This is a genomic window from Aestuariivivens sediminicola, assembly GCF_022662015.1.
Classification (GTDB): domain Bacteria; phylum Bacteroidota; class Bacteroidia; order Flavobacteriales; family Flavobacteriaceae; genus Aestuariivivens; species Aestuariivivens sediminicola.
In genome coordinates this window covers 356,037-368,243 of the sequence record NZ_JAKMCM010000001.1, presented here as the reverse complement: position 1 = coordinate 368,243, position 12,207 = coordinate 356,037, and the positions used below count along the sequence as shown (strand labels likewise).

The 12,207-nt window shown below is 36.8% G+C and carries 12 protein-coding genes; 7 read left to right on the top strand and 5 right to left on the bottom strand.

Features of this window, described 5'->3' with window-relative positions; all coding sequences use genetic code 11:
* Positions 1-42: 42 nt before the first annotated feature.
* Both MR041_RS01635 and surE read right to left on the bottom strand, forming a co-directional pair.
* Positions 43-324, bottom strand: a complete 282-nt coding sequence (locus tag MR041_RS01635) for a hypothetical protein (protein ID WP_242091837.1) — start codon at positions 322-324, stop codon at positions 43-45.
* A 16-nt stretch (positions 325-340) separates the two neighbouring features.
* Positions 341-1,117 carry a 5'/3'-nucleotidase SurE gene (gene surE, locus MR041_RS01630; protein ID WP_242091836.1) on the bottom strand — a complete coding sequence of 259 codons (777 nt, stop codon included), beginning with the start codon at positions 1,115-1,117 and terminating at the stop codon, positions 341-343.
* A gap of 174 nt (positions 1,118-1,291) precedes the next feature.
* Between surE and MR041_RS01625 the strand changes: the two genes are divergently transcribed.
* Entirely contained in the window at positions 1,292-3,439 is a 2,148-nt protein-coding gene (locus MR041_RS01625) for a carboxy terminal-processing peptidase (RefSeq protein WP_242092486.1), read from the top strand.
* A gap of 8 nt (positions 3,440-3,447) precedes the next feature.
* Positions 3,448-4,542, top strand: coding sequence for an ABC transporter permease (locus tag MR041_RS01620; protein WP_242091835.1), 1,095 nt, complete (start codon positions 3,448-3,450; stop codon positions 4,540-4,542).
* A gap of 96 nt (positions 4,543-4,638) precedes the next feature.
* On the opposite strand, the gene MR041_RS01615 is transcribed toward MR041_RS01620, so the two are convergent.
* From MR041_RS01615 to MR041_RS01605, 3 genes are all read right to left on the bottom strand, one after another.
* Positions 4,639-5,016 (bottom strand): nuclear transport factor 2 family protein, encoded by a 378-nt coding sequence (locus tag MR041_RS01615; RefSeq protein ID WP_242091834.1) that lies wholly within the window; start codon positions 5,014-5,016, stop codon positions 4,639-4,641.
* A 54-nt stretch (positions 5,017-5,070) separates the two neighbouring features.
* A complete protein-coding gene (gene yihA / locus MR041_RS01610; protein ID WP_242091833.1) occupies positions 5,071-5,676 on the bottom strand; it encodes a ribosome biogenesis GTP-binding protein YihA/YsxC in 606 nt (201 codons plus the stop codon).
* Between the two features lie 201 nt (positions 5,677-5,877).
* A complete protein-coding gene (locus MR041_RS01605) occupies positions 5,878-6,642 on the bottom strand; it encodes an alpha/beta fold hydrolase (protein ID WP_242091832.1) in 765 nt (254 codons plus the stop codon).
* Between the two features lie 293 nt (positions 6,643-6,935).
* Here MR041_RS01605 and mraZ point away from each other — a divergent pair, with 293 nt between their 5' ends.
* The 5 genes from mraZ to MR041_RS01580 all read left to right on the top strand — a co-directional run bounded on the left by mraZ (position 6,936) and on the right by MR041_RS01580 (position 12,203).
* Positions 6,936-7,403 carry a division/cell wall cluster transcriptional repressor MraZ gene (gene mraZ / locus MR041_RS01600; RefSeq protein ID WP_242091831.1) on the top strand — a complete coding sequence of 156 codons (468 nt, stop codon included), beginning with the start codon at positions 6,936-6,938 and terminating at the stop codon, positions 7,401-7,403.
* Positions 7,390-8,286, top strand: coding sequence for a 16S rRNA (cytosine(1402)-N(4))-methyltransferase RsmH (gene rsmH, locus MR041_RS01595; protein ID WP_242091830.1), 897 nt, complete (start codon positions 7,390-7,392; stop codon positions 8,284-8,286). Before mraZ ends, rsmH begins: the two co-directional genes overlap by 14 nt.
* A gap of 114 nt (positions 8,287-8,400) precedes the next feature.
* Complete coding sequence (locus MR041_RS01590) at positions 8,401-8,718, top strand: FtsL-like putative cell division protein (protein ID WP_242091829.1); 318 nt, start codon at positions 8,401-8,403, stop codon at positions 8,716-8,718.
* 63 nt (positions 8,719-8,781) lie between these two features.
* Positions 8,782-10,743 carry a penicillin-binding protein gene (locus tag MR041_RS01585; RefSeq protein WP_242091828.1) on the top strand — a complete coding sequence of 654 codons (1,962 nt, stop codon included), beginning with the start codon at positions 8,782-8,784 and terminating at the stop codon, positions 10,741-10,743.
* Positions 10,740-12,203, top strand: a complete 1,464-nt coding sequence (locus tag MR041_RS01580) for a UDP-N-acetylmuramoyl-L-alanyl-D-glutamate--2,6-diaminopimelate ligase (protein WP_242091827.1) — start codon at positions 10,740-10,742, stop codon at positions 12,201-12,203. The genes MR041_RS01585 and MR041_RS01580 overlap by 4 nt, the downstream gene beginning before the upstream one ends.
* Positions 12,204-12,207 lie beyond the last annotated feature (4 nt).

Here is a 12,207-nt window from a genome sequence, read left to right as displayed (position 1 = left end):
CCATAATTAATAATTGCAACCTAACCAACGAGGAACCCTAAATTAAAATAATTTAAAAACAAAAGTAAAAACAGCAATAAAAACGGTTATCAATAGTACGCCACGGGCACGATAATCCTGTTTCTTCTTAATAAAAACAAAAAAGGCTACCAGATTTAAAATAGCACCCAAACTAATTAGTTTTCCTAGAAATCCTTCTTGATATGCAGCTTCTATAACCGATGTGAAATCGTCGCCCCGACCTAATAATGTGGCCGTAAAAAACAACCCCATGAGATTAGCAACTAGTCCAACAAAAATACCAATAAAAATATCCTTCTTCATCCTTTTATGTCAATAGTTATACTTTAAAATTCCAACGTTTTAAATTATCAATATAGTGGTGAGCCGTTAAATCGAATTGAACGGGAACTACCGATACATAATTATTGGCTAAGGCCCATTCATCAGTATCATCACCTTCATCTAAATTAACAAATTTCCCTGTTAGCCAATAATAATCCTTTCCCTGAGGATTGATGCGTTTGTCAAATTCTTCAACCCAATTTGCTCGTGCTTGTCTGCAAATTTTCACACCTTTAATTTCATGTTTTTGAATATCCGGAATGTTCACATTTAAAACCACACCGTCTGGAAGCCCATGGGTAAGAACATTTTCGGTTATGATTTTCACATACTCTTTGCATGCACCAAAATCGGCATTCCATTTATAATTGAGCAATGAAAATCCAATGGCAGGAATGCCTTCAATTCCGGCCTCGATAGCAGCACTCATGGTACCAGAATAAATCACGTTGATGGATGAATTCGATCCATGATTAATTCCGGATACACATAAATCCGGTTTTCTGTCTGCTAACTGCCGGATAGCTAATTTTACACAATCCGCAGGGGTACCTGAACAACTGTATTCCCTATGTGTCGCATGGTTAAATTTATGTTCTTCAGCATAAAGTGTAGCGTCCAGGGTAATGGCATGTCCCATACCGCTCTGAGGACTGTCAGGAGCAACAACAATAATGTCGCCAAGAGGCTTCATAATACTAATTAAAGTGCGTATTCCGGGCGCATTTATGCCATCGTCGTTGGTGATTAAAATTAAGGGCTTTTTAATCATTAATGTTAATTTTAACATCGCTAAAATACATAATTTCCTATGTAAACCTTTTATTTCTTTGGTTTAACAAAAAATTAGCGAGGATAAAACGCCATGGCATGGTTTTTTCTTTATTTTAGTGGAAAATATATTGCTGAGCGTACAAAAAGAAACAAGAAAACAATGAAAAATATGATGAAGAGGAATTATAAGGTGCTATTATTAGTGTTATTACTGGCATTTGCTTCCTGTAGTTTTACGGCCAAAACTTTTGATGACCCGGATAAAGATAAATTGTTGGTTCGCATTATTAGTTATGTCTTAGAACAGGGTCATTTTGATCCTATTGAGATTAATGATGATTTTTCAGTGGAATTGTTCGATGATTACATTGAAACTATTGATCCTGTTAAACGTTATTTCTATGATGCCGATATCAGGGAATTTGAACGCTATAAATGGAGCTTGGACGATCAGTTAAAAGCCGTAGACATTACTTTTTTTAATGTGGTACATGAACGTTTATTGCAACGCATAGCAGAAGCGAAGGAAATTTATAAAGCGGTATTATCAACACCGTTTGATTATACCAAAGATGAAACATTTGAAACCAACTATGACAATGTAGAGTTTGTTAAGAACAAAAAGGATATGAAAGAGCGTTGGAGAAAACAACTGAAATTTTCGACGTTGACAAACTACGATGACTTAATGATGGAGGAAAAAGCTACAAAGGAAAGAGATCCGTCTTATGTCATGAAAACAGAAACTGAGATTGAAAAGGAGGCTAGAGAAGCCACTTTAAATTCTATAGAGGTTTATTTCAATGATAATGTAGACGATTTAACACGAGAAGAGTGGTTTGCACTTTATGTTGATGCTATTGTGAGTGAGTTCGATCCGCATACCTACTATCTGGCACCGAAGAACAAAGAGAATTTTGATGAACGTATGTCTGGTAAACTGGAGGGTATTGGAGCGCGATTACAAAAACGAATGGACTATATTAAAATTGTTGAACTCATTTCTGGTGGGCCGGCATGGCGAAGTAATGAATTGGAAGTCGAGGATGTTATTTTGAAGGTGAAACAGGAAGATGAGGATGTTCCGGTTAACATTGTTGGTATGCGTATAAACGACGCGATCAAGTACATCAAGGGGCCTAAGGGAACCAAAGTTACCTTGACGATTAAAAAAATCGATGGCACTATTAAAGATGTGAGCTTGATTCGCGATATAATTGAAATTAATGAAACCTATGCGAAGGCATCAATTGTGGAAAAGGATAATCATAAATTTGGTGTCATTAATTTACCAAGTTTTTATGTCGATTTCCAAAACTATAAAACTTTAAATGCAGCCAAAGACGTAAAGTTGGAAATAGAACGTCTTAAAGCTGAAGGTATGGAAGGGCTTGTATTGGATTTGAGAAACAATGGGGGTGGATCGCTTCCTGCAGTTGTTGATATGGCAGGCCTTTTTATTAAGGAAGGACCCATAGTTCAGGTACGTTCCTCAGGAAAATCTAAAGAAGTTCTCAGTGATAGGGACAGGTCAGTAGTATGGGATGGTCCCCTGGTAATTTTGGTTAATGAAATTTCGGCTTCGGCCTCAGAGATCATGGCAGCGGCTATGCAGGATTATAAAAGGGCGATAATTATTGGTAGTAAACAAACCTATGGTAAAGGAACTGTTCAAAATGTAATCAACTTAAACAATATACTCAGAAATAACACCCAGGGTGATTTAGGTGCCCTGGCATTGACCACACAAAAGTATTACAGGATAAATGGAGGTTCTGTGCAGTTGGAGGGGGTGAAAAGTGATGTCAAGGTTCCTGGTCGTTTTAGTTTTATAGAAGTGGGTGAAAAGGATAAAGATAATCCGTTGCCATATGATGAAATTGACCCGGCCAATTATGATGTTTGGGATCATTATTTTGATTACGATGAAGCGATAAGCAAAAGTAACGAGCGAATGAAAAATAATGAGCAGCTCAGGTTAATTGAAGAAAATGCGAAGTGGGTAAAAAGCAAGATAGATGAGACGGTTTATTCTTTGAACTATGAGACGTATAAGGCGCAGTTGGAATTGAATGAAGAGGAATCTAAAAAATTTGATGCAATAGAAGATTATAAGACGAACTTGAGTTTTAACTCTTTGGCATATGAACGCGCATTATTTGAGTCGGATACCACGAATTTACGTGAGAAACGTGAGCGATGGCATAAGAATTTGAGTCAAGATGTTTATATAGAGGAAGCACTCAACGTACTGGAGGATTTAAATCGGTCATTTGGTGTGAAAAGAATGGTTTCAACAGCAGATAAAATAAAGAATTAAAATTATACATGAGTTCTCAGTCAAACTCATTAAAACAATTAGCGCTTCAAAAGTTTAAAAAGAACATTTGGGGCGTTTTTAGTTTTATTTTTATTGTTTTTGTTGGTCTGATTTCTGTATTTGCCTACCTCCTGGCTCCTGATAATTCCCAGCATGCCAATCAAATGCATTTGGCAATTCATTCGAAAAAACCCGGATTTAAGGTACTCATGCTTACTATACCCTCAAGGCAATCCAGGGAGCAATCTGCTTTTGATAAAATGTTTTTTGGTAAGTTAAATGCTGATACCGAAGTTCCAATTTCAACTTTCCGTGTCGAGGACAGCTTATTGACCTATACTGAATACGCCTCAGATGGGTTAGTTGGAGTGGAAAAGTCCGTTAATCTTGATGTGTTCCCTGAACAATCAGTGGATAAATATATCAAGGAAAAGAGGTTTTTGTTTGGCACAGATAAATATGGCAGGGATTTACTTAGTAGGATTCTGGTAGGGGCTAGAATATCCTTTTTTATAGGATTTATAGCTGTATTTATATCTCTGGTGATTGGGATTTTTATGGGCAGCATTGCAGGCTATTTTGGCGGAAAGGTGGATGCCATCATTATGTGGATCATAAATGTTACATGGTCTATTCCGACGCTGCTATTGGTCATAGCCATTACCCTGGCTTTGGGTAAAGGATATTGGCAGGTGTTTATTGCTGTTGGACTGACCATGTGGGTAGAGGTAGCGAGAGTGGTTCGTGGTCAGATTATGAGTGTTAAGGAAATGCAATATGTTACGGCTGCCAGGGCCCTTGGCTTTGGTAATTTTAGGATTATCATCAGGCACATTTTACCTAATATTATGGCTCCGGTTATTGTTATCTCGGCCGCCAATTTTGCCGCAGCCATATTGATAGAAAGTGGATTGAGTTTTTTGGGAATTGGTGCCCAACCCCCTATGGCTAGTTGGGGCGCCATGATTAAAGATCACTACAATTATATTATCTTGGGAAAACCGTATTTGGCCATTATCCCGGGCCTATGCATCATGACTTTGGTAATGGCTTTTATGCTTATCGGAAATGCTTTGCGAGATGCTCTTGATGTCAAGGGTTAGAAAGGTCCTGTAGACATGACGATACGTTCTTTATTAATAAGCCCATACAGTGCTTAGTTAACTCGTTTCAAGCATAATGAAATCATTAAAAAAAATTTAACTGTTTAATTTTTCAATTAATGTTCTGGTAACAACAGTATCATAGATGATATTCAGCGTTTTTATTTTTCCTTGTTTAGTGAATTCGATAATATCAACCACATCAAAGGTCACACGCTCCTTATTTTTGAGGATCCAGGTATAGCAAAAATAAAGTGCTAATCGGGACGTGTTAGCCTCCTCAAACAAGCCTTTCAATTCTAATTCCGAGCTATAGGTATCTTCATTTAACTGAGTATAGAAATCGGAGGCCTTCTTAATACCATAAATAGGTGAATTAACAGTTCCATTTATGTCGAAAAGAGTGATTATCGCGGACATATTGCCTTCTTCTAAATAGTTTAAATAATGATATGCAATACGCTTTCTTTCCATGATGACTGGTTCTAAATGTGTTTATTGATATTACCTAATTTAATGAACTTATCATCATGTCATTGACATATTTGCATTGATGTCTTCAATAAAATTCAAAACCTCTTCTTTTCCAATAGTTTTGGAAGATGATGTAATGAAATAATTAGGTATCTCTTCCCAGGTATTTAAAAGTACAGATTTGTAATCTTCAATATGCCTTGTAATTGCATTAGCTTTTAATTTATCAGCTTTGGTAAAGATGATGGAGAAAGGAATGTCATTTTCACCAAGCCATTGCATAAATTCTAAATCAATGGTCTGGGGTTCGTGACGGATATCAATCAGGACAAAAGCGTTAATTAACTGCTCCCTATGAAGAAAATATTGTGTAATAAATTTTTGAAACGTTTTTTTAGCAGATTTTGAAACGCGTGCATAGCCATAGCCTGGCAAATCTACTAAATGCCAATTTTTATTAATTAAGAAATGATTGATGAGCTGAGTCTTTCCTGGCCGTCCTGAAGTTTTTGCTAAATTTCTTCTGCCAGTCAACATATTAATAAGAGAAGATTTTCCAACATTACTTCGTCCAATGAAAGCATATTCAGGGAGCATGCTTTTTGGACATTTAGCAACATTGGAGTTACTCATCACAAATTCGGCCGATTTTATTTGCATGATAGTGTCGTTTCAAATTTCAAGCGTTCAAATATGGCGTACAATCTCAGAACTTGCCAATCTTATTTGGAGCAAAGAAAAGGAATTGTTTTTCGTTGTTGGACCCCGGATAAAAAATAAATAAATAATTAATTTATAGAGGATTGCTTTGAACTATTTTCCTGAAAATTACTGCTAATGGCAACTATTTTTTAATTGCAATTAAAAACCTCTTTTTTTAAGCCAGGCTTCCATTATTCTATTGAATTCATCCGGATGTTCCATCATTGCAGCATGGCCACATTTATCAATCCAATACAAATCGGAATCTGGCAACAGATCGTTAAATTCTGTGGCAACCTCAGGAGGTGTAACGGTGTCGTTCTTACCCCAAATGATGCATGTTGGGGTGTACATTTTTGGAAGATCATGCGCCATATTGTGCCGAATAGCGCTCTTAGCTATTGCAAGTGTTTTTATGAGTTTATTACGGTCGTTAACGGAAGCATAAACCTCATCAACAATTTCTTTTGTGGCGATGGCGGGGTCGTAAAATACTTCTTGGGCTTTCTTTTTAATAACCTCATAGTCACTTCGCTTGGTGTAGCCACCACCCATTGCACTCTCGTATAGACCGGAACTACCCGTAATAACAAGCCCTTTTACCTTCTCAGGATAATGTTTGGTATGGTAGAGGCCAATGTGTCCACCCAATGAATTTCCAAGTAAAATAACTTCACTGAAACCTTTAAAATTGATGAACTCGTGAAGGTATTTTGCAAAACTTTTTACATTGGTTTTAATTAAAGACATGGTATAAATAGGAAGCTCAGGAATGATGACTTTATAGTTTCTTTTACTGAAAAAATCTAAAACTGAACTAAAATTGCTCAATCCACCCATAAGACCGTGTAGTACAATAATGGGAGTGCCTTCACCTACTTCAACATAACTGTAATTCTTTTCCTTTTTTAAATGTTTTGTCATTAATCAAATGGTCATTACGATAAAAACAAATATAATTAAATCATTCATATTTCAATCATTTTAATCGATTATCACAAACAATTCAAGGCATGTGATCTCGACAATCCTATAAATGTTTTGCTTTTCATTTGGGATATTTTAACTGTTAAGTACTGCGTGGAATTGCGATAAATAAAATCCTTGTTAAGACAGAGCGCAACAAAAAATTATTAACAAAGTGGTATAAAGTGGTAAAATGTGGTAAAATTTTCAATATATTTGAAACTTAAACAGCGAAATCCTAACCAACCTAATTGGAATCATTAATTGGAACATACGAGTGTAAAGTCGATGCGAAGGGACGTTTAATGATGCCTGCTGCGTTAAAGAAACAACTTTCTCCCATACTACAAGAGGGTTTTGTATTGCGTCGTTCAGTATTTCAAAAGTGTTTGGAACTGTATCCTTTAAAGGAATGGCAGGTTTTAATGCAGAAAGTAAATAAGCTTAACAGGTTTAAAAAAAAGAACAATGATTTTATTCGACGATTCACAGCCGGGGTTAAAATGGTTGAAGTCGATATAAACGGTCGTTTATTAATACCAAAGGATTTAACGGTTTTTGCAAGTATCTCAAAAGATATCGTTGTGGCATCGGCTATTAATATAGTTGAAATATGGGATAAGGCGCTCTATGAGCAAGCTATCAGTGATGCGGCTTTAGATTTTGCTGATTTAGCAGAAGAGGTAATGGGACAAGATGAAGATTATGGAGTATCATAATCCGGTGCTATTAAAGGAAACTGTTGATGGTTTAAATATTAAAGCAGATGGAGTTTATGTGGATGTCACCTTTGGTGGAGGTGGACATAGCAGAGAAATATTAAATAGGTTAGGAGAAAAAGGAAGACTGTTTGCTTTCGATCAGGACCGGGACGTTCTTAAAAATATAATCAGTGATCCGCGTTTCACGTTCATAAATGAAAATTTTAGATATATGAAACGTTTTTTACGATTTCATGGTGTCATTAAAGTGGATGGTATTTTAGCGGATTTTGGAGTGTCTTCGCATCAGTTCGATGTAGCTGAAAGAGGGTTTTCAACGCGATTTGAAGCCGATTTAGATATGCGGATGAATCGGGAAAACAAATTGTCCGCTTACCATGTGGTTAACCAATATAGCGAAGAGCAGTTAAAACAGATGTTTTATAGATATGGTGAATTACGAATGGCTCCTGCGATGGCAAGGTGTATTGTAGAGTCCAGGTCGCAGAGCCCAATAGTCACCAGTAATCAATTAAAAGCGGTGTTACATAAATTTTTACCACCACGATATGAAAACAAAATATTGGCGCAGATCTATCAGGCCATACGCATAGAAGTTAATCAGGAAATTGAAGTGCTGAAGGAGTTCTTACTTCAAGTTCCGGAATTGCTGAAGGTAGGTGGGCGGTTAAGTGTTATATCCTACCATTCACTTGAAGATAGGTTGGTGAAGCGTTTTATAAGAAATGGCATGTTTGAGGGTGAACCGAAGCGCGATATTTTTGGAAATTATGAAGTGCCATTAAAAAAAGTTAATGGCCTGATTACACCGACCAAAGAAGAAATAGCAATGAATAACAGAGCTAGAAGTGCTAAGTTACGCATTGCTGAGAAGATATAGAATTGCGAGAGTGTTGTTTTGATTTACTCGCGTATTTGGAGGTAAATCATGAAGTATTAGGGTTACAGGTACTGCACAGCAAATGGTGTGCATTTTGAAATTGGACATATTCAGATGAAAAAAAATATTTACAACATACTGAAGGGCACTTTTTTAGTAAGTGATGACTCCTTTAAAAATTGGAGGTTTATCATTTTTTTGTCAGTACTGGCTATAGTCATGATTGCAAGTTCACATAGTGCTGATAAAAAGGTCTATGAAATAGCGAGATTGAATAATGAGGTCAAGGAATTGCGCTCAAAGTTTCTCGATGGTCGATCGCAACTCATGCAACTCAAAATGGAATCTGCGGTTGCTCTAAAAATGAAGGAAAAAGGATTGGAACCCTCCATAATTCCACCAAAAAAAATAAAAGTCAAATCTCAGAAGTAGTACATTAAATTGGCCGTAAAAGAGAAAAACATATTAAACCGTTTGTATTTTATAGCAGGATGTATGTTCATCTTTGGACTGGCTGTCATTTTTAAATTGGTAAGCATTCAATTTTTGCAAGGGGATAAATACAAGAGTTTGGTTGAAAAACAAGCCGTAAAAAACGTCACTATTCCTGCCAACCGAGGAAATGTATACGCAGATGATGGCAGCTTATTGGCTACTTCGATTCCTAAATATAATATTGCAATTGATGCTGTAATTTCTTCAAGTAAGCTTTTTGAGGCACATATTGAGGACTTGTGCGATTCATTATCTGATTTTACAGGCAGACCCTCCTCGTACTACGAAAAACTGATAAGAAAGGCCCGCGCTAATAAAAATCAATACCTGTTATTGGCAAGGAACCTGGCGTATTCGGATTATATCCGATTTCGAAGTTTTCCATTGCTCAATAAAGGCGCTATTCCGGGTGGATTGATTGTGGAGCAAAACACTAAACGTGAATTCCCTATGGGAAGTATTGCTCGAAGAACTATAGGTTATGAGCACATAGATGATTTTGGAAATGTGACTAGACCAGGAATTGACGGCGCATTTGGAGTAAAGTATTTACGAGGAATTGATGGGAAACGTTGGAAGCAAAAGATAGGAAAAGATAAATGGAAGCCATTAACGGATTACAATCAAATAGAGCCTCAGGACGGTTATGATGTTTATACAACAATTGATGTTAATATTCAAGATATCGCGCATCATGCACTTTTAGAGCAGTTAGATAAATATAAAGCCGATCATGGATGTGTTGTGGTTATGGAAACTAAAACAGGTGAAGTTAAAGCTATTTCCAATTTAGGAAGAAGTTCAAAAGGCGTGTATTATGAACGGTTGAACTACGCTGTTGGAGAAAGCCATGAGCCGGGATCAACATTTAAGCTAATGGCATTAGCGGCTGCTATCGAAGATAAGTTGGTCGATACCAGTGATGTCGTAGACACGGAAAGAGGAATTATTTCTTTTTATGGAAAAAAAGTAAGGGATTCAAAAAATGGAGGATACGGCAAGATTTCTGTTTCCAAAGCCTTCGAGGTGTCCTCAAATACAGGTATTGTAAAAGCCATTGATCAAGCTTATAGGCAGCAGCCAAGTAAGTTTATCGATCGCCTGTACAGTATGAATTTGAACGACTCTCTGAGCATTCCCATTATTGGAGAGGGTAAACCGATTATTCCTGATCCCAGGATTAAAAATGGGCGTTGGAGCGGTATCGCCCTGCAATGGATGGCTTATGGCTACGGCGTTTCTTTTACACCATTACAGACTTTAACTTTTTATAATGCCATAGCGAATGATGGTGAAATGGTCAAACCTCAATTTTTAAAGGAAGTCAAGGAATTTGATAAGGTGATCGTACCATTCAAAAAAGAAGTGATTAATAAGCAAGTATGCTCCAAAACAACGGTTCTTAAACTGCAGCAGTTATTAAAAAATGTTATCGTCAAAGAGCATGGCACGGGACATCGATTATATTCTAAGAATTTTTCCATGGCTGGTAAAACAGGCACATGCCAAAAAGATTATCGAGATAAGGATAAACTGAATTACATTTCATCTTTTGTAGGCTATTTCCCAGCTGATGATCCCAAATATTCATGCATTGTTGTAATTCACGAGCCCGATAAAAGTGTAGGGTATTATGGGGCTGATGTTTCTGGCCCCGTATTCAAAAAAATTGCTCAGAAGATATTTACAGATACCCCGATAATAGATGAAGTCAAAACTCTGGAAGTAAAAAGTGAATTGGCAGAACAGGAGTATGAACATTATTTTAAGATAGCCCAAAAATATAAGACGATCATGCCTAATGTTGTTGGATTACCAGCTATGGATGCCCTTAGTCTGTTGGAAAACATGCAAGTCAAGGTGAATGTAAAATTGTATGGCAACGGTATTGTAAAAAAACAATCGGTTGGAGAACATATAAAATTAAGTGATAATCAAACAATAGTACTGACGGCTTCATGATGGTATTGAAAGACATATTATATGGAGTACCAATCAATGCTGTTGTGGGCAGTACTTCAATTTCTATCGGGGCCTTAACTTTTGATTCACGAAAGGTGGATAAAGGTTCTGCATTTATAGCCATTCGAGGTCATGTAGCCGATGGGCATACTTTCATTGCTCAGGCAATTTCACATGGAGCAATTGCTATTATCTGTGAAGAACTACCTCTGAAACTTACTGAAGGCGTGACCTTTATTGAAGTTGAGAACTGTAATATGGCTTTAGCTGTTATGGCTTCCAATTATTATGATTTACCATCAGAAAACCTAAAGTTAGTTGGTGTTACCGGGACTAATGGCAAAACTACAGTTGCTACGCTTTTGTATCAATTATTTAAAAAAGCAGGCTATAAGGTAGGTCTCATATCAACAGTGAACATCATGATTGATGATAAGGTATTAAAGGCTTCTCATACGACGCCAGATTCAATTAGCATTAATAAGTATTTAAAAGACATGAACGATACGGGGGTAGAGTTTTGTTTTATGGAAGTCAGCTCTCACGGGATCCATCAAAAACGAACGGAAGGCTTAAGGTTTGCAGGGGGTATATTCACAAATCTTACTCATGATCACCTTGATTATCACAAAACTTTCGCTGAATATCGAGATGTAAAAAAACATTTTTTTGATGGCTTACCTTCCGGCGCTTTTGCCCTGGTGAATGTCGATGACAAAAATGGGTTGTTTATGCTCCAAAATACTAGGGCCAGAAAATTCACTTATGCATTAAAGGGGTATGCGGATTATAAGGCTCAAATATTAGAAAATCAATTGAGCGGACTGTTACTTAAAATAAATGAAAGTGAGTTATGGACTAAGTTAATTGGGCATTTTAATGCTTATAACGTATTAGCTATATACGCGACAGCCGAACTTTTGGGTCTTGAAAAGGAGGAGATACTGCGATTAATAAGTGAATTAAACAGTGTAAGTGGCCGTTTCCAGTATTTAATTTCAGATGAAAAAATTACAGCTATCGTCGATTATGCACATACACCGGATGCTTTAAAAAATGTTTTGGAAACCATTAATAGCATAAGGACAAAAAACGAGCAATTAATTACAGTGGTAGGTTGCGGTGGCGACCGTGATAAAACCAAGCGTCCGAAGATGGGCAACATTGCGTCAGCATTAAGTACGAAGGTCATTTTTACAAGTGATAATCCAAGAAGTGAAATCCCAGAGGCCATAATTGAAGATATTGAAAAGGGAGTCGAGCCACAACATTTCAAAAAGGTACTCTCTATTACCGATAGAAGGCAAGCCATTAAAACAGCATGTCAAATGGCCAAAACAAATGATATCATATTATTGGCCGGAAAAGGCCACGAAACATATCAGGAAATTAACGGAGAGCGCTTTGATTTCGATGATTATAAAATAGTACAGGAATATTTAAAGCAATTACAAAAATAAAGGC